The organism is Pedobacter sp. B4419 (assembly GCF_059693725.1).
Genome location: NZ_JCASSL010000002.1, coordinates 2,240,229 through 2,264,089 on the forward strand (window position 1 = coordinate 2,240,229; position 23,861 = coordinate 2,264,089).

At 43.8% G+C, this 23,861-nt stretch carries 15 protein-coding genes; all 15 read left to right on the forward strand.

All coding sequences use genetic code 11. The annotated features are described in order from the left end of the window. Positions 1–9 precede the first annotated feature (9 nt). The 15 genes from AC570H_RS21205 (at position 10) to AC570H_RS21275 (ending at position 23,709) form a co-directional block, all read left to right on the forward strand. Complete coding sequence (locus tag AC570H_RS21205; RefSeq protein WP_497358695.1) at positions 10–969, forward strand: FecR family protein; 960 nt, start codon at positions 10–12, stop codon at positions 967–969. Positions 970–972: 3 nt separating this feature from the next. Next, positions 973–2,706 (forward strand): peptidase associated/transthyretin-like domain-containing protein, encoded by a 1,734-nt coding sequence (locus AC570H_RS21210; RefSeq protein WP_497358697.1) that lies wholly within the window; start codon positions 973–975, stop codon positions 2,704–2,706. A 599-nt stretch (positions 2,707–3,305) separates the two neighbouring features. After that, positions 3,306–3,923 (forward strand): TetR/AcrR family transcriptional regulator, encoded by a 618-nt coding sequence (locus AC570H_RS21215; RefSeq protein ID WP_497358699.1) that lies wholly within the window; start codon positions 3,306–3,308, stop codon positions 3,921–3,923. Positions 3,924–3,935: 12 nt separating this feature from the next. After that, positions 3,936–4,160: a hypothetical protein gene (locus AC570H_RS21220; RefSeq protein WP_497358701.1), complete on the forward strand. Its 225-nt coding sequence runs from the start codon at positions 3,936–3,938 to the stop codon at positions 4,158–4,160. 7 nt (positions 4,161–4,167) lie between these two features. Further along, positions 4,168–5,445 carry an MFS transporter gene (locus tag AC570H_RS21225; protein WP_497358703.1) on the forward strand — a complete coding sequence of 426 codons (1,278 nt, stop codon included), beginning with the start codon at positions 4,168–4,170 and terminating at the stop codon, positions 5,443–5,445. Positions 5,446–5,579: 134 nt separating this feature from the next. Beyond that, positions 5,580–7,034 (forward strand): glycoside hydrolase family 30 protein, encoded by a 1,455-nt coding sequence (locus tag AC570H_RS21230; RefSeq protein ID WP_497358705.1) that lies wholly within the window; start codon positions 5,580–5,582, stop codon positions 7,032–7,034. A gap of 307 nt (positions 7,035–7,341) precedes the next feature. Next, complete coding sequence (gene susR / locus AC570H_RS21235) at positions 7,342–8,946, forward strand: SusR family glycan utilization regulator (RefSeq protein ID WP_497358707.1); 1,605 nt, start codon at positions 7,342–7,344, stop codon at positions 8,944–8,946. A gap of 350 nt (positions 8,947–9,296) precedes the next feature. Next, the gene (locus AC570H_RS21240) at positions 9,297–12,440 is read left to right on the forward strand and encodes a SusC/RagA family TonB-linked outer membrane protein (RefSeq protein WP_497358709.1); all 3,144 of its coding nucleotides are present in this window, start codon (positions 9,297–9,299) and stop codon (positions 12,438–12,440) included. Positions 12,441–12,462: 22 nt separating this feature from the next. After that, complete coding sequence (locus tag AC570H_RS21245; protein WP_497358711.1) at positions 12,463–14,283, forward strand: RagB/SusD family nutrient uptake outer membrane protein; 1,821 nt, start codon at positions 12,463–12,465, stop codon at positions 14,281–14,283. A 77-nt stretch (positions 14,284–14,360) separates the two neighbouring features. Further along, positions 14,361–16,472, forward strand: a complete 2,112-nt coding sequence (locus tag AC570H_RS21250) for a glycoside hydrolase family 97 protein (RefSeq protein WP_497358713.1) — start codon at positions 14,361–14,363, stop codon at positions 16,470–16,472. 237 nt (positions 16,473–16,709) lie between these two features. After that, complete coding sequence (locus tag AC570H_RS21255) at positions 16,710–18,680, forward strand: DUF1800 domain-containing protein (RefSeq protein WP_497358715.1); 1,971 nt, start codon at positions 16,710–16,712, stop codon at positions 18,678–18,680. An 8-nt stretch (positions 18,681–18,688) separates the two neighbouring features. Next, positions 18,689–19,960 (forward strand): DUF1501 domain-containing protein, encoded by a 1,272-nt coding sequence (locus tag AC570H_RS21260; protein ID WP_497358717.1) that lies wholly within the window; start codon positions 18,689–18,691, stop codon positions 19,958–19,960. 322 nt (positions 19,961–20,282) lie between these two features. Beyond that, on the forward strand, positions 20,283–21,875 hold the full coding sequence (locus AC570H_RS21265) for a M20/M25/M40 family metallo-hydrolase (RefSeq protein WP_497358719.1): 1,593 nt from the start codon (positions 20,283–20,285) through the stop codon (positions 21,873–21,875). A 116-nt stretch (positions 21,876–21,991) separates the two neighbouring features. Then, entirely contained in the window at positions 21,992–23,509 is a 1,518-nt protein-coding gene (locus AC570H_RS21270) for a glycoside hydrolase family 10-like protein (RefSeq protein ID WP_497358721.1), read from the forward strand. A gap of 2 nt (positions 23,510–23,511) precedes the next feature. Further along, positions 23,512–23,709 carry a hypothetical protein gene (locus AC570H_RS21275; RefSeq protein WP_497358724.1) on the forward strand — a complete coding sequence of 66 codons (198 nt, stop codon included), beginning with the start codon at positions 23,512–23,514 and terminating at the stop codon, positions 23,707–23,709. Positions 23,710–23,861: the final 152 nt, after the last annotated feature.

Sequence of the window (23,861 nt, forward strand, 5' to 3'; positions counted from 1 at the left end):
GAGAAAGTGATGAACGATGAAATACTGATCAGGTTTCTGCTTAAGGAAACAGACGAAGAAGAAAATAATTCGATTAACGAATGGCTTGTTGCCGATGCCGATAATGCCAAATACTTTGCCCAGCTCGAGAAAATTTGGCAGGCCAGTGGCGATATTGCACCAAAGCAACAGGTTGATGTAGAAGCAGCGTGGCTAAAGTTCAAAACAAAAGCCGATGCTTTGCCTGTACAACAAGAACCTATTGTTAAACCATTGAAAAGAAGCAGTGCCTGGCTCAGAATAGCAGCTGTATTGGTGGTAGCCATTAGTGCATGGACAGCGTATAGTTTGCTAAGGCCGGCTTACATTGAGCTTTTGCCAAGTACTGTTGTGATGAACAAAACCCTGCCGGATGGATCAGAGCTGACCATTAATAAAAATACAGCCATCAGCTATGCCCGAAATTTCGAAAACAACCGGAGCGTAAAGCTATTTTATGGAGAGGCATTTTTTAACGTGGCACACAACAAAAGCAAGCCTTTTGTGATCAATGTAGACCAGGTTTCGGTGCAGGTAGTGGGCACTTCGTTTAACGTTAAGCACCTTACCAAAAATGTAACCGAAGTAGTAGTAGAAAGCGGCATTGTAAAAGTGACCTTGGGCAACGAAGAAGTGCGCCTGACTAAAGGCGAACGCATTTTAATAGGTCCGGCAACCCAGCAATTAAACAAGCAGTTGAGCAAAGACCAATTGTACAGCTATTACCGCACCGGTATTTTTGTGGCCAACAATACGCCTTTGTATACACTTGTCGATATTTTGAACGAAGCCTATGGCAGTAATGTGGTGGTGGCCGAAGACGTGAAAGACCTTACCTTTACAGCGCCTTTAAAATACGGCTCATTAACCAAGAACCTTGATGTAATTTGTGATGCACTGGGCTTAAAAAAAGAGAGTAACCAACATCGTATCGTGTTGTCTAAAAAATAGAAAATGAAGCAAAAAATCCTCCTTATTTTTCTATGCTTGGCAACAATGGCGAAGGCGCAGACTTCTGTGTACCAAAACAATTTGTCGAAAAGGGTAACCTTTATCGCAAAGCAAGAACGCGTTGCCGATGTATTGCAAAAGATCAGCACTGCAGGCAATTTCTATTTTGCCTACAATGGCGCACTGATTAACCAGGATAGTTTGGTTAACCTCAATGCCAAAGGACAACAGGTAAGAGAAGTACTCGATGAAATGTTCGATGGCAAGGTCGATTACAAGGAAAACGAATCTTATGTGATCTTGCGCTATGCTGTAAACCATTTTACCATTGAGCCCGAAAATATTACCACAGCCGAAAACCTGTACCTCATTAGTGGTTATGTAATTGATACCGAAACAGGCAAAAAAGTAAAACAAGCCAGTGTTTACGAGAAAAAACTGCTCCAGTCGACGCTTACCGATAACGATGGTTTTTTTACCCTAAAATTTAAAGGCGAACACCAGTCCATTATTTTAACGGCCAGCAAAGAAACCTATCGGGATACAGCATTGGTTTTTCTATCAAGCATTAAGATCAAGCCCGAAGGCTATCAAGATCCAGATCGGGAAAAGGGAACTTTTTTTGGCAATGCTTTAGAGGAATTGGGGCTTGGCCGGTTCTTTTTGTCGTCGCGGCAACGGATCCAAAATCTCAATATCCCCAACTTTTTTGCCAATACGCCCTTCCAGGCATCGCTTACGCCAGGTTTGAGCTCGCATGGGATGATGAGTTCGCAGGTAGTAAACAAGGTTTCACTCAATGTTTTGGGTGGCTATACCGCAGGGGTTGACGGCGTTGAGATAGGTGGTATCTTTAACCTCAACAAAGGCGATATGAAGGTGTTGCAAGTGGCTGGTGTGTTTAACGTAGTAGGCAAAAATGTAGAAGGCGTACAAATTGCAGGCTTGCACAATGGCGTGCAGGGTAGTATTAAGGCCGTACAGGTTTCAGGTTTGCTTAACCAGGTAAAGAAAAATGCCGAAGGTGTTCAGCTAGCCGGCCTTGCCAATATCGTGAGCCAAAACCTGCGTGGCATTCAGGTCTCGGGTTTAGGGAATATCGTAAGCAGAGAAACAAGAGGCATACAAATAGCAGGTTTAAGCAATATCACTTCGCGTAAAATGGAGGGCATTCAAATTTCCAGCTTGTTCAATTATGCCAAAAACAACAAGGGATTCCAGTTGGCACTCATCAATGCTTCCGATACTTCCTCTGGCACAAGCTTGGGGCTGCTTAATTTCGTAAAAACCGGCTACCACAAATTAAGTTTTTCTACCAACGAAACCATCAATGCCAATGTGGCCTATAAAACCGGAAATGCCAATTTGTACACCATGCTGATGGGGGGCTATAATTTTTCAGATACGGCCAAAGTAATCACCTTTGGCTTGGGTATAGGGCATGATTTCATTTTAGGAAAAACAGTTTCATTCGCAGCCGAGCTCAGCGCGCAACATTTATACCTGGGCAATTGGGATTATGCAAATGTGCTGTACAAAGGCCAGGTTAACCTGCAACTCAAATTGTTTAAAGGCTTCAGCGTATTTGGTGGCCCAACTTATAACTACTACACCAGTAATGCGCCTTTAGGCTCGAGTGGCAAAAACTACAAGCAACAGATTGTGCCTAGCAAACATCAGGATATTGGTCGATATAAAGGCTGGGTAGGGTGGAATGCCGGGATTACCATTATGTAAGATGTAAAAGGGGAGATGGAAGAGGGTTGAAGACTGGAAGGTTTTAAGGGGGAAGGCTTGGGGTAGAAGGTTTTGTCCCCCTTTGGAGGGGGCAGGGGGAGGAAAAGAGAGCAGACCCTAATTCGGAGGTGCTTAAAGGTGGGGCAGTTTATTTAGGATAGAGCGGTAGGTGGAAGGTAGAAGGTCTTTGTCCCCCTTTGGAGGGGGTAGGGGGAGGAGGATAGAATAGATCCAAATCGCAAGGCCAATTTTGAAGCGCAATGCCTTTGGCTTGGATCAAAGCCAGTCCAGCTTTCCGCTGTATCTTTTTTGCCTTCCGAGGCAAAAAAGGATATCGCTCCAATCTGGGCTATTTACTTGGGCCAGTGCAATGGAACCTAGCAGCAGGAGCCACTGTTCTCTAAACCTGATTGAAATGGAAAGCCCGGAGCTAAGGTACAAGGCGAGGACTTGCAATGAAAAGCAGGACTGACAATGCTATGGAATGTTGTCTTTGCTTTTCTAAAACATGGAAGACTAATCCTATGAGATTTGATTCTTAGCCTTATTGTCATAATTGACTAATTAATTCAAAAATAATTCGATTGTTGCATAAGTGAATGAATATTCATTTATATTTGTGCCTCATGAGGGTAAGGGATGAAGAAAAGGTAAAACTAGTGAAACAAACGGCCATCAAACTGATCGTTGAAGATGGTTTCGAAGGCTTCAGCATGAACAAGCTGGCCAAAACCTGTGGCATTTCTGTTGCAACACTATACATTTACTACGAAGACCGAGATGATTTGATCATCAGCATAGCCAAGGAGCAAGGCGACCGTATGGGCGATGCAATGATCAGAAATTTCGATCCCGAGGCCTCTTTTGAAGAAGGAATGCGGGTGCAATGGCACAATCGCTATAATTTTATCACAGAAAATCCTGAATCGGGCTTGTTTTTGGAACAGTTGCGTACCTCAACCTACCAAGAGCGCTTTTTAGATGATTTTATGCGAAAATTCAAGCACGTTATTGAGCAGTTTATGCACAATGTGGTGGCCAGGGGCGAAATCAATGCCATGCCGCTTGAAGTTTTTTGGTCGGTAGCCTATGCGCCGCTTTATTCGCTGATGCGTTTTGACCGCGAAGGCCGAAGCTTTGGTGGCAGACCTTTTAAAATGACGGACGAGCTGTTATGGCAAACCTTCGACTTAGTAATTAAGGCGCTCAAGAATTAAATTTTGATCCCAATGGAAAATTTCGACCACATCCTCCTTTTTAAAACCGATATCAAAAGCGAAGCCTGCAAGGCTAAACTACAGGCCATTTTAGATGGCCATGATGGCATTTCACAATGGAATATTGCTTTAGATGATCAAGATTATGTGCTCAGGGTAATTTCTTACACCCTTACACATGAGCAAATTATTGAACTGATTACCCAGCAGGGACACACCTGTTGCGAATTAACCTAACAAACAAATGAAACAACAAGAAATCATCCCACTAACCGGCTACCAGAAGCTGGTTATCTTTTTATTGGCCATTACCCAGTTTACGGTGATCCTCGATTTTATGATCATGTCGCCCCTTGGCGATATGCTGATGAAATCGATGAGCTTAAAACCTGCTGCATTTGGGGTGGCCGTATCTGCCTATGCTTTTAGCGCAGGGATCTCTGGCCTGCTCACAGCTGGCTTTGCCGATCGTTTTGACCGTAAAAAACTATTATTGTTCTTTTATATCGGCTTTATTGCAGGTACTTTTTTCTGCGGCTTGGCCAATACCTATACCCAATTGGTGGCCGCACGGATCATCACCGGATTATTTGGTGGCGTAATCGGTTCCATCTCCATGGCTATTATTACCGATTTGTTCAGCCTGCAGCAACGTGGCAGGGTAATGGGTTTTATCCAGATGGGCTTTGGTGCCAGTCAGGTATTGGGTGTACCTATCGGTTTGTATATAGCCGGCTTATGGAACTGGGAAGCACCGTTTTTAATGGTAGCTTCTTTGGCCGTGTTAATTGCCATTGTAATTTTGCTCAAGCTGCAACCGGTAACTGGGCATTTAGCCGTGCAGCGGGATAAATCGGCATTATTGCACTTGTGGCATACCGTTAAAAAACGCAACCATCGCATTGGTTTTACGGCAACGGCCTTGCTGTCAATTGGTGGTTTTATGATGATGCCTTTTGGAAGTGCCTTTGCGATTAACAATCTAAAGATTTCTAACGATCAGCTGGTGATGCTGTTTATGGTTGCTGGAGTTGCATCGGTCGTAGTTATGCCTTTTATTGGAAGGTTGAGCGATAGGATCAGCAAGGTGAAGATCTTTGCCGTGGCCTCTGTTTGGATGATGATTATGTGCGTAATCTATACCAACTTAGGGCCAACCCCTTTTTGGCTGGTATTGATATGCAATATCCTGATGATGGCTGGTGTGATGAGCCGTATGGTTCCCTCGTCGGCATTAACCAGTGCAGTGCCCGAACTAGAAGACCGTGGTGCATTTATGAGCATCAACGCTTCTTTGCAGCAAATTGCAGGTGGTGTAGCCGCTGCGGTAGCCGGCATGATCGTAACCCAGAAAGGCAAGGCGGCTCCTTTGCAAAATTATGATATTGTGGGCTATGTAATTGTGGTGATTACGATCATCAGTATTTTGTTAATGTACCGTGTAAGCAACATGATTGCCCAAAAAGGCAACCAAAAAGCCGATGCCAAATTTGAAGAGCCGGTAATGAGCGAAGGCATCTAAGGCAAACGTTTGCGCAGTTTTAATTGCTCGGATTTTGCAGAGATTGTAACTTGGTGTACTTTTTACACATAAAATAGGCAATTTGTTGTTTTAAGCAATTAATTTCAACAAATTGCCTATCCAAATTTAGAGATATGAACAAGTACCCGAAAATTGCCTTGCTTGCCGTTGCTTTGTTGAGCAGCAGCATTTCTTTTGCGCAACAAAAGAAAGCCGTTTCCATTGCCAGTAAAAAAGTAACAGTATACAGCACTGTGAAAGGCGAAGGAAAGCCGATGCAAGAGACCGCTGTATTGAGCTTTAAAGCGGCCAAACAGCCTTTAGAAACCCAAACCAGTATTTTTGTTGATCCAAACAGGACCTTCCAAACCTTTATTGGCATTGGTGGTGCCATTACCGACGCATCGGCAGAGGTATTTGCCAAATTGCCAAAAGCAAGCCAGCAAGAATTGCTAACGGCCTATTACGACAAGAACAAAGGCATTGGCTATACCGTTGTACGTACCAACATCAACAGCTGCGATTTTTCTAGCGATACCTATACTTATGTAGCCGATGGAGATAAGGACTTGAAAACCTTTAACATCGACCACGACCGCAAATTCAAAATTCCATTGATTAAACAGGCTCAGGCAACTGCCGGAAAAGTAGACCTTTTTGTAAGCCCTTGGAGCCCACCGGCATGGATGAAAAGCAATAACAACATGCTGAAAGGCGGTTCTTTGCTTCCCGCTTTCCATCAGTCGTGGGCTAATTATTATGTAAAATTTATTCAGGCTTACGAGAAAGAAGGCATGCCGGTTTGGGGCCTTACCGTACAAAATGAACCGATGGCCACCCAAAGATGGGAGTCGTGCATTTACACCGCCGAAGAAGAAAGAGATTTTATTAAAAACTTTTTGGGTCCAACCCTGCACAAAAACGGTATGGCTGGCAAAAAACTGATCGGTTGGGACCATAACCGCGACTTGATCTACCAAAGAGCTTCTACTTTGTTTAGCGATCCGCAAACCGAAAAATACCTTTGGGGCATCGGTTTCCACTGGTACGAAACCTGGACAGGCAGCGCACAGAATTTTGAGAACCTAAAAAGGGTAAAAGAGGCTTTTCCTACCAAGCAATTGATCTTTACAGAAGGCTGCGTAGAGAAATTCAGCTTAGACCGCATTAACGATTGGACCTTAGGCGAGCGCTATGGCCTTTCGATGATCAACGATTTTAACGCCGGAACAGCGGCTTGGACCGATTGGAACATTCTTCTGGATGAAAACGGCGGACCAAACCATGTAGGCAATTTCTGTTTTGCGCCTGTACATGCCGATGTTAAATCGGGCAAATTGATGTATACCAATTCGTTCTATTACATTGGCCATTTTTCTAAATACATTAAACCTGGTGCCAAAAGGATCATCAGTGCGCCAAGCCGTACCATGTTGAGCAGTACTGCTTTCAAAAATCCTGACGGTTCTGTGGTGGTTGTGGTAATGAATACCACAGACCAAAAATTGCCTTACCAGTTATGGGTAGCGGGTAATGCAGCCGAAACCGTAAGCGAACCACATTCTATCAGTACTTTAATCATCAAGTAACAAATTTTAATGGTTAATAAACAGCCCCGTTTCGATCTGGCATCGAGATGGGGCTTTGTTTTTTAAGGAGTTGGTGGGGATGTGCCATCTCGGCTCAGCTAACGTGCAACTGATATAGCTGCAGGAACAGCGCTTCCCTAAACCCGATTGGCAGCGATAGTTTTGAGCAAAGCGAAAAAACTTTAGCAAAAAGCGGGACTGACAATCAAATGGAATGCTGGCTTGCTTTTCTACTATGAGCAAAGAAATGAAATATTAAACATTAAATAATTACCTTTAAGCTAACCAAATTCAACTAGCGCAAACAATGAGACCCTTGCTGTTCCTGTTTTTATTTTTATATGCTGCAACAACATTTGCCTCCACCAATCAGGATAGTTTGCTCAACAGGCTCAATGTAGAACTGAGCAAGAAAAATACCTACGATGAGATCAAGCTGAAGCGGATAGGCCAGTTAGAAGACCTGTTGAGCAATAATAACGACCTCAATTTTCGATACGGCATTTACCTTAAACTATACGAAGAATACAAGTCTTTTAATTTTAACAAGGCATTTACCTGTGCGCTAAAGCTGCAGGAGCTGGGACGGATGCTTAACGACCAGCCCAAAATAGCTTATGGCAAGGTGAAACTGGGTTTTACCCTGCTCTCTTCGGGCATGTTTAAAGAAACTTTCGATTCGCTAAAAACGGTCAATGTAAACTTATTGCCTATCGAAGCCAAAAGAGAATACTACCTCATTACAGCTCGTACCTATTATGATTTGGCTGATTTTGCCAAAGACAACTATTATAGCCCAATATACCACAAAGCTGCAGAAAAATACATCGATTCGGCCACAGCCCTATGCAAGCCCGATTCTTTCGAATACCTTTACTACAACGGACTTAAATACTTAATAGCTGGGGCTTTGGATAAGGCCATGGTTAATTTGCAAAGCCTTTTAGACAATAAATATTTTCGCCTTACCGAACACCAGTATGCGGTAACGGCCTCTACGGTGAGCGATATTTATATCAAGAAACAGCAGCCCCAAAAGGCGATCGACCTTCTTATTTTGGCCGCGATAGCTGATGTGCGATCGGCAACCAAGGAGGCTGCAGCCATGGCTAGTTTGGCCCAACTGCTCCATCAGCGAGGCGATATGGAAAATGCCTATATTTTTATCAAGGCGGCTATGGACGATGCCACTTACTATGGGGCAAGGCAGCGCAAAATCCAGGTAGGGGCCATTTTGCCCATTATTGCCGGACAACGGATCAACCATGTGGAAGACCAAAGAAGGGCACTGATTTTTTATGCTTCGTTGCTTACGATTTTGTCGGTAACCATTATTGTTTTTGCCGTAATTATCTATAAGCAATTGCAAAAGCTGAAACTGGCAGATAAAGTGATTTTAAAAGCCAACCAAACCCTGCAGGAGAAAATCAGTGAGCTGGACGAAGCCAACAAAATTAAGGAAGAATACATCGGCTATTATTTTAACCTTATTTCCGAGTACATCGAAAAACTGGAGAAGTTTAAGCGATCGGTAGACAACAAATTGATCACCAAGCGTTTTGACGATATCCGTATTTTGGTGGATAACATTAACCTCACCAAAGAGCGCGAAGAACTGTTCATCAACTTCGATAAGGCCTTTTTAACCATCTTCCCCAATTTTGTGAAGACCTTTAATGCCTTCTTTTGCGAAGAAAACCAGATCAAATTGTTGCCCAACCAGTTGCTCAATACCGATCTGCGTATTTTTGCCCTGATTAGGCTCGGTATAACCGATACCGAAAAAATCGCCCATATCTTGGGCTATTCGGTTAATACCATTTACAATTACAAGGCTCGGTTAAAAAGCAAATCGACAATAGCCAATGATGATTTTGAGCAAGCCGTAATGACGATACAGGCGGTAAGCTAGGTGGTAGTCTTTAGTCGGAAGTTCGTAGTCGGGAAGTCCATGGTTGATAGTTAATAGACCATTGTATATAGATAAGCTACCAAGCCATAAACGATGGACCATTAGCCATAGATACATCAATCGAGACATCGCTTATAAATCCAAACTATAAGCTATTAACCAAAATCCAGGCCATTTTCGATTATATCCCATTTATATTTTTTAAGAAGTATTATTTTGTAACTGATTTAAAATCAATTAATTGAATTTTATTTTTTCAAAATTGATTTATATTCGGTTGTTGAAAGTTGCGCTAGTTTTATTTATAGTTTCTCTTTGGGTTACCAATTATAAACCTAACAGAAAATACTATGAACAAAAGACAACTACTCAAAAGGGTTCTTTTTATTCCTGTGTTTGTGCTGCTGGCATTCGTGGCCAGATCGCAAAACATAAACGTGAGCGGAAAGGTGGTGGATGGGACGGGAGCTGGCTTGCCAGGTGTAAGCATCACCATTAAAGGATCAGCCAAAGGAGCCAGCACCGATCAGAATGGCAACTACGCCATTAGCGCCAACAGCACAGATGTATTGGTGTTCACCATGCTCAGCTATGTAAGCCAAGAAATTCAAGTCAAACAACAAACTACAATTAACGTATTTTTAAAAGACGAGCCACGATCGCTCAATGAAGTAGTGGTGGTGGGTTATGGTACCCAAAAACGTAAGGACCTAACCGGCTCGGTGTCTTCGGTAAAAGGCGACGACTTTAAAAGCCAACCGATTACCAATGCAGTAGATGCCTTGCAGGGCAGGGTTGCCGGGGTAAACATCGTCAAAAATTCGGGTGCACCAGATGCGCAGCCTACCATTATCATTAGGGGTTTGGCCTCTTTAAACCAGCCCAATCCATTGTATATTGTTGATGGAAACCGAGTTGGCGATATCAGCAACCTGAACGTACAGGATATTGAAACCATGGATGTGCTTAAAGACGCTGCAGCAGCGTCTATTTATGGCGCAGCAGCGGCAGGTGGCGTGGTTTTGATCACCACCAAAAAAGGATCAACAGCAACACCAGCTATCAATTACAATATGCGTTTCGGTGTAACTACGCCTAAGGTTGGCAAACTATTGGATAAAGATGGTTATATCGCTTTGCAGAATATCATTAACCCAACGCGTTTTGCAAATGCACCTAGGCTCGATACCTTGGCCAATACAGATTGGATTGATGAAACCTTTAAAAATGCGACCGAGCAGAACCATAATATCTCTTTAAGTGGCGCTACGCCAATTGTGAATTATTTGGTATCTGGCTTTTATAACAAGCAGGAAGGCGTTGCCCGCAAAAACTTTTCGAACATTGGAGGCGCAAGGATCAATACCAATTTTAACGTAGGCAAAATCTTCAAGTTTGGCGAGCAGGTTTCGGTTTCGCGACGCAACACCTCTAGTCCGCAAAATGTTGGGGTAGAAGCACAGTTGCACAATGCTCCGTTCAGAACCTTGCCTATTATTCCGTTGTTTAACAAAAATGGTACTTATGGCACTTTGCCAACTGGATATCCGGGTTTGGCTTTCTCAGGTACACATCCTGTAGGAGCGATAGACAATGCCCATGTAGAAAACTTTAAGAACAACTTCCAGGCTACGGTTTACGGCGAGGTGAAATTGCCATTGAATCTTACCTTTAGAAGTACGGTTGGTTATACCTTTTATAACGAAACACAAAATTATTTCCAAAATGCCTTCTCCATTGGTGGCGTAGGCGCAGGATCCAACTCGCTCAACAAGCTTTCGGTAGAGAGCCAATCACTGTTAACCAATTATGTGCTTTCTTATAACCAGACTTTCGATAAGCACACCATCAGCGCAGTAGCTGGTTTCGAACAGATTACTGGCAAATTCAATAACGTTAACGTAACGGCCAGTAATGTTTCGCCTTTGGCAGCAGCCGATTATTCGTTTATACCAACTTCAAGTACCACTTACCAGTTTACGGGACAGAAAGACAACAACGGCTTGATCAAATCGCTGTTTGCCCGTTTAAACTATAACTTTGCGGGTAAATATTACATCTCGGGCTCTATCCGCCAAGATGCCAACTTTACCGTATTCGGACCTAACAAACAAAAGGGCGTTTTCCCTGCAGGTTCGGCCGCATGGAACATTTCTGAAGAGCCTTTCTTTAAAAAAGCACTTCCGGCATTTGATAACCTGAAGCTAAGGGCCAGCTATGGCGAATTGGGCAACAGTAACATTGCGCCTTACTCTTTCCTCTCGGTTTACCAGCCTTTTAACAGTTTGGGCAACGGCAGTGCCAATGGTGCTAATTTCTCGCCAGGTGGCGTCATTATTCCGGGTAATACTTACAGTGCCATTCCGAATCCAGACCTGCATTGGGAAACCATTAAAGAACTCAACATCGGTTTAGATGGAGAGTTGCTTAAAAATAAAGTCTATTTCACTTTAGAGTGGTACAACAAGAAAACAGAAGACATGCTTTATGCCCTGCCAATGGCACCGAGTGCAGGTATTTCAGGTCCGTTTATTACCAACATCGGTTCGGTAAGCAACAAAGGCTTCGAATTTATGCTGGGCTATAAGAGCAAGATCAATCAGCTTGGTTTCGATGTTAACTTTACCGGTGGCTTTAACAAAAACGAAGTGACCAAACTCACCTCGCAAACCACTTCCGAGCTGAGCGATGGCTACAACTATTACAACAATGGCGATGTAGCTTTTCAAATGATGCCTAACCAAACCATTACCACTACCAGAAAAGGCTTGCCATTTGGTTCTTTTTATGGCTACAAAACTTTAGGCATTTTCCAAACCGATGCCGAAGCTGCCGGACAAAAAGTTAATGGAAACACTGCTAGGGCAGGCGATTTGCACTTCCAAGACCTGGATGGCAATGGCATTATCAACGATTTAGATCGTCAGGTAATTGGTAATCCTAACCCTAAATTTGTTTATGGCGCTACCATCAGGTTGAACTTTAAAGGTTTTGATGCCGCCTTCTTGTTTAATGGTGTAGCAGGCGTCGATCTTTTTAATGGCGTAAAAGCCTACGAAATGCGTCCTTTCCAAGACGGCAACACTTCTCCAAAAGTTTGGGGTGCTTCTTACTTGGGTGGCAACGGACTAACCAGCCAGCCACGCTTGGGCGTAGCCAACGGTACCGGAACATTTACCATGGATCCAAACGGCAATTACTCTTCAGTGAGCAGCTATTTTGTAGAAAAAGGCGATTACCTGAAATTGAAAAACCTGCAGATCGGCTATACCTTCTCGGGCAATGCCATCCAAAAACTCAGGATTAAAAGCGCAAGGATTTTCGTAATGGGCAACAACTTGTTCACCATTACCAACTACAGTGGCCTCGATCCAGAATTGGGTGCTTCTTTCTCGCCGTCGGGTTATGCAGGCGTAACGGCTAGGGGCATAGATGTGGTAAGCCAATATCCTCAAACCCGCATTTATTCTGTCGGAATTGACATCAATTTTTAATCACCTTTTAACATCAACTCAAATGTATAAGAAAATATATATTGCAATACTGGCGCTTGGTTTAATGGCTGGTTGTAAAAAAGATCCCGAGCTTACTGTACCCACAGATAGAGTCTCTACCTCATCTTATCCAAATACTTTAGATGAGCTGAACAGTGTGTTAATTCCAGCTTATGGCAACTTGCGGAGCATAGGTCTTTGGGGCTTCGAACTGATGCCCAAAGCCTTAGAAAACTCGGTGCATGCCGGCGATGCCAATTACAATGGCGATGCAGCTTGGAACGAAATGACGGCGAACAACCTCAGCATCACCAACGGCAAGTCGCAAAATGCGTGGACTGCCTTGTATGCGGGCGTCAATACCTGTAATGTAACCTTGGCAGCAGCAGATTATTTCGAAAAAAACAAAGCTACTCCTTCGCAAAAAGCAGATATCGATGCCATTCGTGGCCAAGCCAAATTTATGCGTGCCTTTTATTATTTTCATTTGGAATGCCTATTTGGCGAAGCCTACATTAAAGCTGGCGGAATCAACGAAAACAAAATGGGTGTGCCGCTTTATAAAGAGGTGCCTAAAGATGTAGAAAGTACCCAACAGCCTCGCGCTACCACCAAAGCAGTATGGGATTTTATCAAAACCGACCTGAAAGACGCCGCGGCTTTATTGGATACCAAAGTATGGCCAGCAGCAGAAATTGGCAGGGCTAATAAATGGTCGGCAAAAGCATTGCTAGGCAAAGCTTACGTGTTTACCGAAGACTGGGCAAATGCCAGAACTACTTTGCTCGATGTGATTAACAACAGCGGCAAAACGTTAATGCCTTTTACCAAATATAAAGACGCTTTTAACGGCAATCAGGCTAATGAATTTAACGAAGAATCGTTGTTCGAAATGAACGTTGATCCAGATAACAAGGGTAATTATGGCCCATGGGGAAATACGCCAAATGCCTCAACCTTGAATGCGATTATCTGGTCGCCTTACATTTTGAGCGAAACAGGAACCGAAAGCGGTGCCAGACCCTTAGGTTATGGTGGCAACCTGGGTGTGCACGATAAAAACATCAAGCGCTTTGGCTATCCGCTCGGCTATTACACTTTGGTGGCCAATCCGGCATTTGATAATACCAAGCCAGCTAGTTTCAGCAATCCGGTGCAGGTAATGGATCCGGTGTACAAAGCGCAGGCCCAATTGGTAAGAACCAATAAAACGGCCGATCCACGTTTGTATGTGAACTTGCTACAGCCTTGGGTAGATGTGCTCAATACCGATTGGAACGGAGGTCCTAAACAAAATGTACCTGTTTCTAAGCCTGATTATTTGGCCAACGAGCCTAATACCTATGGTTGGGGCTTCAGGAAATATGCAGCTATCGATTACCACATCAACAATGTGAACTACGACAAATGGAACTGGTATTTCTTGCGCATGGCGGATATTTATTTGCTGTATGCCGAGGCCTCGCTAGGTGCTGGAGATAACGTAACCGGATTAGAATACATCAATAAAGTACACCGCAGGGCATATGATTTGCCAATCAACACTCCATCGGTGAGAGACTATGCTAGTTTAAATGCTACAACGGCAGCCATTTCTGATCCTGTATTGGGTAATAATCCTTTGCGTTTTGAACGTTGGGCCGAATTGTTCCACGAAGGACATTGGTGGTTTGATGTTTGTCGCTGGCGCTTGGGTCCGCAAGAAGCAGCCTTTTACGGAACCGCAAGAAACTTGACCGTGCCTTTAACTTTTAACGAAACCAAGAGTTATGCTTGGCCAATCCCTTTGTCAGAATTTAATGCCAATTCCAAAATAGCCGGACAACAAAACCCGGGTTATTAAAATAGTGCCTGGTACTGTACAAAGCGGTGCCAGGCTTTTCTAGAACAGACCAGCTTGGTCAAAAACCATGTATACTGATGAAGAGCGTATATCTCTATTTATTATCCCTATTATTTGTGCCACCTGTATTGGCACAGCAAACCAACGAAGTGAAGGCCACACTCGATAAGGTGAGCGCTACATTTAAGCTAGATGCCAACGGAAAACCGACCTATTCGGTTAAGTTTAAGGAAAAAGTCATTATCAAAGATTCGAATTTGGGTTTTAAGCTCGAAGACGATAGTACTTTCTATGCCAATTTCGAAAGTTTAGGTGTAGATAAGCAGTCAAGCGACGAAAATTGGAAACCCGTTTGGGGCGAAGTCAATACCATTCGTAACAATTATGAACAGTTTACGGTGCACCTGAAACAAAAACAGCAGCCTGGTCGCTTATTGGATATCGTATTTCGGGTTTTTGCAGATGGGGTAGCCTTCAGGTACGAATTTCCGAAACAGCCCAACTTAAATTATTTTATCGTTACCGACGAGCTCAGCCAGTTTAACCTTACGGGAGACCATAAGGCATTTTGGATTCCTGGCGATTACGATACCAACGAATACGCCTATACCACTTCAAACCTGAGCCAGGTAGATGCCTGGGCCGTGCAGAAAGCGGCCACTGATATTGCCGTTCGTGTAGTGCCTGACCAATATGCGGTGCAAACCCCATTGATGCTCAAAACTACTGATGGCTTGTACATCAATATCCACGAAGCAGCTTTGCTTAACTATCCGGCTATGCAGTTGCACGTAAACAGGAATAGCTTTGGTCTTTCATCCAACTTGGTGCCCGATGCCTTGGGCAATAAAGCCTACTTGCATGCACCGTTCAATACCCCATGGCGGACCATTTTAGTGAGCGATAAAGCGACTGAGATCTTGGCTTCTAAAACCATCCTCAATCTTAATCCGCCCTCTGTAATTAAAGAAACTTCGTGGATCAAACCGATGAAATTTGTAGGTGTTTGGTGGGAAATGCAGATCGGCAAAAGTACCTGGAGCATGGCCAACGACATGAATTCAGTAGATAAAGACGGAAAGCTAGTACCAAATGGCAAGCATGGTGCCAATACGCAGAACGTAAAACGCTACATCGATTTTGCTTCTAAAAATGGAATAGATGGCGTATTGGTCGAAGGCTGGAACACCGGCTGGGAAGACTGGTTTGGCAACTGGAAAGAAGATGTTTTCGATTTTGTAACGCCTTATCCAGATTTTAATGTCAAAGAAATTAATGATTATGCAGCTTCGAAAGGCGTAAAAATGATCATGCATAACGAAACATCTGGAGCAGCTACCAATTACGAAAGGTATTTGGATACCGCTTTGAGGTTCATGAACAAGTTCCATTATCCGGCAGTTAAAACGGGCTATGTAGGCAAGATCATTCCGCGTGGCGAACATCACGATGGGCAATGGATGACTAATCATTTCAACCGTGTAACGCAAAAGGCAGCTGAACATCAAGTTATGATCGATGTGCACGAAGCCATGCGCCCCACAGGTTTACATCGTACTTTTCCTAATTTCTTGGCTAGTGAGGCAGGCAGAGGTAATGAATACAATGCTTTTAGCAATGGCAATCAGCCTGAACATGAAACCATATTGCCTTTTACCCGTTTAATGGGTGGTCCGATGGATTATACACCTGGCATTTTTAAATTAAAAGGTTATGCCCCAGCAGCACCAGATAGGCAGGTGCATACCACTTTGGCCAAGCAGTTGGCTTTGTATGTTACGCTCTATAGTCCTTTGCAAATGGCGGCAGACCTGCCCGAAAACTACGAAAGCCATTTGGATGCTTTTCAGTTTATCAAAGAAGTACCTGTTGATTGGGATGATACCCAAATACTGGAAGCCGAGCCTGGCGACTATATCACCATCGCCAGAAAAGGAAAAGGCAGTGCCAACTGGTTTATCGGTGCAATAACCGACGAGCAAAGCAGAACGGCTACCATCAACCTCAGTTTCTTGGAAAAAGGCAAAAAATATACAGCCACCATTTATGCAGATGCGGCCAATGCCGATTGGAAAACCAATCCAGAAGCTTACCAGATCAGTACACAAGCCGTAACGGCGGGCACGGTGCTAAAGCTTAAATTGGCACAAGGAGGGGGGGCGGCTGTTAGTATTAAGCAGGTTCAATAATTTTTCTATTGTTAGCGTTTGGTGTTCTTCACCTGCTCAAGTTTGGTGTTCTTCACCAAACGTATTCATCAAAATAATCATCCCAAAATAAATTCAAAGGAGCGCCATCAGCGCTCCTTTTTTATTAGAATAATCCCAATGTTAAGTAAAAACCCAATGTTAAGTTTTTGTTTTTTAAAGGCTTTGATTAATCCTATTTGTTTTTCTGTTGTCATAACATTGTAATCGCCCAACAATATGAAACAGCGTATCCATCATTTTTACTTTTGCTTGCTAGCTTTTAGCTTGGCCATTATTTTCTCTTCTTTCGTTAACGCCAATAGAAAAGAAAAATTTGTACTTCCCTATAAACAGGCGGGTTTAACCGAACAACAGGCAGCGGCTCATTTGCTCAGTAGGTTCAGCTACGGTGCCAGACCTGGCGATATTGATGCCGTAGTAAAAATGGGTCTCGAAAAATGGCTGGAGCAACAGCTGGATGGCAAACAAGATGATGCAACACTCAATCCGATGCTCGCTAAATTTGATGCCATTAACCTGAGCAATACAGAAGTAGAAAATACCTTTCCGCGCAATGCCCAAATCCAGCGTTTTGCCGTGAGAGATGGCTATATTCCAAAAGATTCGGTAAACAACGGCAACAGAAAAGAATACCGTGCCACCTTGGCCAAATACATGCAAGATAAAGGTTACAGGCCTCAACAAGAGCTGTATCGTCAGTTTATCAACCAAAAAATATTAAGAGCAACCTATAGCCAAAACCAGTTAAGAGAACTCATGACCGATTTCTGGTTCAACCATTTCAATGTATCGCTCAGCAAAAATCAATGTGCTTCCTATGTGCCCGCCTATGAGCGTGATGTGATCCGTCCTAACGTATTTGGGCATTTCGAAAATTTGTTGTTGGCCACAGCGAAATCGCCAGCCATGTTGATGTATCTCGATAATTTTAGCAGCATGGGCAACAACGTAACGCCTATGGAAGAGCCTGCCAACGAAATGATGGCAACAGGCAACCGTAAAGCGCAAGCCCGTAAAAGACAGGCCCAACTGCAAAAAGCAAAGATCAATAACAAAAACAAAAAACAAGGCCTTAACGAAAACTATGCCCGCGAAGTAATGGAATTGCATACTTTGGGCGTTGATGGTGGCTATAACCAAAACGATGTAACCCAAGCTGCCCGCGTGTTAACCGGCTGGACCTTGGCGCCGATGGGCGAGAACGGTTATGGCGCACCCATCAAAAAACTGATGGAAAGAGTGGGCGATGACAAATTACGCCAACAAGGTTTTGTACACGAAGGCGATTTCTTATTTGCCATGAACCGTCATGATAATGGCGAGAAAGTAGTTTTAGGCAAGAAATTTCCTGCGGGTGGGGGGTACGAAGAAGGAGTGGCTTTATTAGAAATGCTGGCTCATCATGCTTCAACCGCTAAATTTATCTCCAAAAAGATCGCCATTCGTTTTGTGAGCGATAACCCTCCACAAAGCCTGATCGACAAGATGGCCAAAACATTTACGAGCAGCAAAGGCGATATCAAACAGGTATTGCTAACCATGGCCAGCTCACCAGAATTTTGGTCGGCCAATGCTCTGAGAGAAAAAACAAAATCACCTTTTGAATTGGCTATCAGCGCGGTTCGAAGTTTAGATGCCACCATTAACCAACCTTACCAATTGTATACTTGGATCAATAAAATGGGCCAGCAGATGTATTATTATCAGGCGCCAACTGGATTTCCAGATCGTGGACAATATTGGATCAATACAGGCTCTTTGCTCAACCGGATGAATTTTGGCTTGGCCTTGGCCTCGCAACGAATTCCGGGTATCAGTTTTAGTTTGGCGTCTATCAACAATAACCATGAACCCGAAAGTGCCGAAGCTGCCCTAACCATCTACAGTAAACTGATGATGCCAGAACGCAAGCTCGATGAAACCATTTCGAGGCTAAAACCTATGCTCAACAATCCAGATTTGGAGAACAGCGTAGCCAAAGCAGCCGCCCAAAATGCAGCGCCGCAACAAATGAATACCATGGCCAACGAAGATGCCAATATCATGGAAGAAGGCATGGATAAAATGAAATCCAAAGGCAAAAAAGCCTTAGTTAACAATAAACCGGGCCAACAGGCAGGAAGCAATTCTATGTTGGCGCAAGTAGTAGGGGTAATTATCGGATCACCAGAATTTCAACGCAAATAACATTTATCATGACTTCGAGAAGAGGATTTATCAAAGCTGGCGGATTAGCCTTATTTGGAATTAGCTTAGGCGGTATCCCAGGTTTTCTGGCCGATGCCGTTGCCGGAACTGTAGCACCTGGATTGTTTAAAAAACGCAAAATCATGGTGTGCATTTTCCAGAGAGGTGCAATGGATGGTTTAATGGCCGTTACCCCATTTACCGATAATTACCTAAAAGCTGCAAGGCCAAACTTGTTTATGTCGGCTGCACAAGGAGGAAAAAACAAGTCTTTAATTGATTTGGATGGCCGTTTTGGTTTGCATCCTTCTATGGCGACTTTCGAGCAAATGTTCCGCGAGAAAAGGCTTGGCATTGTACATGGAATCGGCTCGCCAAATAATACCCGCTCACATTTTGATGCGCAGGATTTCATGGAATCAGGTACACCTTTCAACAAAGGCACTGAGACTGGCTGGCTCAATCGCGCAGTGGGTCTGTTGGGCCACGAGGCGGCTACTCCATTTCAGGGCGTAAGCTTAACTTCTTCTTTGCCGAGATCGTTTTATGGTGATAATCCGGCAGTAGCCATTAGCAACTTGTCCGATTTTAATATCCAATTGCGTGGCAATCAGGCAGGAGCCAACTTAGCTTCTAAAAGCTTTGAAGATTTGTATGATCAAACTTCGTCGGGCTTATTGAAAGATACGGGCAAAGAAAGTTTTGAGGCCATTAAAATGCTCAAAAAAACCGACACCAAAAATTATAAGCCAGAGTACAATGCCGTTTATCCCAATACCGCTTTGGGCAATTCGTTAAAGCAAATTGCGCAACTCATTAAAATGGATGTAGGGATGGAAGTGGCATTTGCCGAATCTGGCGGTTGGGATACACATTTTAACCAAGGAACAGAAACAGGCATTTTTGCCCGCAACGTAAACGATTTGAGCAGTAGCATTATGGCTTTTTGGACTGATATGACTAAATATCAGGACGAAGTAACCGTAATGACCATGACCGAGTTTGGCCGTACAGTAGCCCAAAATGGTACTGGTGGCACCGACCACGGGCGTGGCTCTTGTAATTTCATCTTAGGCAATAGTGTAAATGGTGGCTTGGTGCATGGTATTGTAAATCCATTGGCTAAGGAAAACCTCGAAGACGGAAGAGACTTGGCGGTAACCACCGATTTTAGAGCTGTATTTAGTGAAGTAGCCGATAAACACTTAGGCATCAACAACGATAAAGTGCTTTTCCCAGATTGGACGGGTAAACAGATTGGCGTAATGAGGGGAGCTTAACAATTCCCCTCCTCTTATATGAGTGGTTGAAAAGTTCGCGGTTTTCAGTTGACAGTTCCTCCGCCGTCATCCATACCACGCGTCATTCTGGACTTGATCCAGGATCTCTCTAGCAACAATTTTGTCCCCCTTTGGAGGGGGCAGGGGGAGGAACAAGAGAATCTTTCTTGCCGGATCGTATCCGGCATGACGAGCCTTAACTTTGTAACTTATTTGATAACAAGCCCCTCGGCGTTTCCTAATCGCCACAGGGGCTTTATCGCTTTTGTTAAAATCGGGCCAAAGTTCTATCTTTCCGTATTAACTAAACTATTTAAGGATAATGAAAACTTCTCTACAACCCAAAGGCTTTCCTGCAGCAAGGTTTGCCACCGCACTGGTCATTGGTGCCAGTGTATTCTGCAACAGCTTAAGTTTTGCACAAAGCAGCAAAGACCCTGTTATCGACAATATTGTTAAGGAGGAAAACAGTAATTCACAACTAGAAAAATTGGCTCATGAGCTGTTAGATATTGTTGGACCTCGCTTGGTAGGCAGTCCACAAATGAAACAGGCAAATGATTGGGCCGTTAAAAAATATGGCGATTGGGGCATTACGGCCAGAAACGAAAAATGGGGCGAATGGCGCGGCTGGCAAAGAGGCGTAAGCCACATCGACTTGATCAGTCCAAGGGTGAGAACCTTAGAAGGCACCCAATTGGCTTGGAGTCCATCAACTTCGGGCAAAGGCATTAAGGCAGAAGCCATTATCTTGCCAGAAGTGGCTGATTCGGTAGCTTTTCAAAACTGGTTGCCAAATGTAAAAGGCAAATTGGTGATGATTTCAATGAACCCGGTTTCTGGTCGTCCAGATAAAAACTGGGAAGAATTTGCCACTAAGGATCTTTATGCCAAATTCAAAAAAGAAAAAGACGATGCCGCTAAAGCTTGGAGAGACCGTTTGGCCAAAACCGGATTGAACGCTAAAAACCTGGCCTTAGCCATTGAAAAAGCGGGCGCTGCGGGGATCATCATTAACAACTGGTCGCAAGGCTGGGGCGTAGATAAGATTTTCGGTGCCAATACCACTAAAATCCCTACGGTAGATTTATCGGTAGAAGATTACAGCTTGGTTTACCGTTTGGCTACCTATGGCTCAAAACCAATGCTCAACATTGTTTCAGAATCTAAAGAATTGGGCTTGGTTCCAACCTTCAATACCATTGCCGAAATTAAAGGTTCGCAAAAACCAAACGAATATGTGATGCTATCGGCCCACTTCGATTCGTGGGATGGTGCCAGTGGTGCTACCGATAATGGTTCGGGTACCATTATGATGATGGAAGCAATGCGTTTGTTAAAGAAATTCTATCCAAATCCGAAGAGAACCATCTTGGTTGGCCACTGGGGCAGCGAAGAGCAGGGCTTAAACGGATCGAGGGCTTTTGTAGAAGACCATCCAGAAATCGTAAATAACCTACAAGCTTTGTTTAATCAAGACAATGGAACGGGGCGTGTGGTTAACCTATCGGGACAAGGTTTTGCTAAAGCCAAAGATTATTTAACCAGATGGTTGGATAAAGTGCCTGATACCATCAAAAATCAGATTAAAACCAACTTCCCTGGTGCTCCAGGTGGTGGCGGTTCAGATTTTGCTTCTTTTGTAGCTGTTGGTGCACCTGGTTTCTCTCTAAGTTCTACCAGCTGGGATTATGGAAGCTACACTTGGCACACCAATCGCGATAGCTATGATAAATTGGTATTCGACGAAATCAGGAGCAATGCCATCTTAGCTGCGATTATGGTATACATGGCTTGCGAAGACCCAGAAAAAACTTCGAACGAAAGAATTACCTTGCCGGTTAACGAACGTACAGGCAAGCCTGGCGTTTGGCCTCCACAAGTGAAAGCAACCCGTAAAGGTGGCGTAAACTAATTTTCAATACACTTCACTATTTGTCATTCCGAGGAAACGAGGAATCTATTTAATCATCATCTAGATTCTTCCTCCTCAGAATGACAAATTTGTTTTAGACCCTTCATTACCCAATCATGTTAAGGAAATCGATTTTATGCCTTGTCGCCCTGTTGAGCTTTAATGCCTATGGCCAAGTTCAAACCACACCCAACGAAGCGTTAAGCAGACCTCCAAAAGCCATGCAAGAGTTTAGGGCAGGCTGGATTGCCACGGTAGCCAACATTAACTGGCCAAGTAAGCCAGGCTTGAGTACAGCCGAGCAGCAGCAAGAAGCCATCGTTTTACTGGATCTGCTTAAGAAATTGAATTTCAATGCAGCGATTTTGCAGATCAGGCCACAAGCAGATGCATTGTATAAAAGCGATCTGGAACCTTGGTCGTTTTTCTTAACCGGTACACAGGGCAAAGCACCAGAACCTTATTACGATCCGCTACAATTTTGGGTGGAGGCGGCGCATGATAGGGGCTTGGAGCTGCATGTATGGCTTAACCCATATCGTGCCCACCATTTATCGGGTGGCGAGCCCAGCGCGACTTCTATCGTAAAGGCCAGGCCAGATTTGGTGGTGAAGTTAAAAGACGGTCAATATTGGATGGATCCTTCTAAAAAAGAAGTGCAAGAACATTCTCTGGCCGTGGTAAAAGACATTGTAAAACGTTATGACATCGATGGTGTCCATTTCGACGATTACTTTTACCCCTACGATTCTTACAATGGCGGTGCCGATTTTCCTGATGAGCAGAGTTGGGCAGCCTACCAGCAAAGCGGAGGCAAATTGAGCCGTGGCGATTGGCGCAGGGAAAGCGTAAACAACTTTATCGAAAAGGTATACAAAGAAATCAAGGCAGAGAAAAAATATGTGAAGTTTGGTATCAGTCCTTTCGGTATTTGGCGCCCGGGTTATCCCGAATCTATTGAAGGAATGGATCAATACGACAAGCTCTATGCAGATGCCAAACTTTGGCTCAACAAGGGTTGGGTTGACTATTTCAGTCCGCAACTCTATTGGACGGTTAATGCACAGAAATTAAGTTTCCCGGTACTGTTGGGTTGGTGGCAATCAGAGAATACCAAAGGGAGACATTTATGGCCGGGCATGAACATCAGCCTAGGTGGCGACGATAAAAACGTAGACGAAATTGTAAACCAGATCATGATTACCCGAGGCATTGTGCCCAGCAGCAAGGGCGCCTTGCATTGGAGCATGGCCGGTTTGGTGAAGCATGAAAAATTAAGGCAAGGTTTGATAGATGGGCCTTATCAAAAGCAAGCATTGGTTCCTCCAAGTGAATGGCTGGATAAAAAAGCGCCAGAAAAACCAATCGTAACCATTGCTGCAAAAGATTCGCTATGGCAACTCAAATGGAGCCATCCCGAAAAAAGCGATGTGTTTAGGTGGGTAGTTTATTTCAAATATGGCGATAAATGGAACTACAGAATCTTGAACCGTAAAGATGAATTTTTAGATATCTTAGTCTCCATTAAAGGGCCGAGAGGTCAAATGCCGTTAAGCGCCTATGCCGTGACTGCTGTAGATCGTACCGGCAACGAAAGCGAATTTGAAGAACGCCAGATCATTACAAGCAAATAACTATGAAAACCAATTCAAAAGAACTGATAGAAGCAACTGCAAACGCCATCAAGGATCATTTTATTCCAAAAGATCCGATGGTTAAACAATTCAGTTTTCATTTTACCATTCCGCCAGCCTCGAACTACAAGGCCAATTACGAACAGGACGCCAAAGGGAATTGGATTTTGAAAAGTTATGAGGTGGATGATTTGAACTAATTAAAAAGCACCGCATAGGCACATAGTGAAAATTCGTCGTTGCAAGCTTGCGAAGCAAGCTATTTGAATGGACTCTTAGTTGGCGATTTTCAGTTTGCAATAAGCTAACCCTCTAATCAACCAACCAGTCAATGACCAATAAACTAATGACT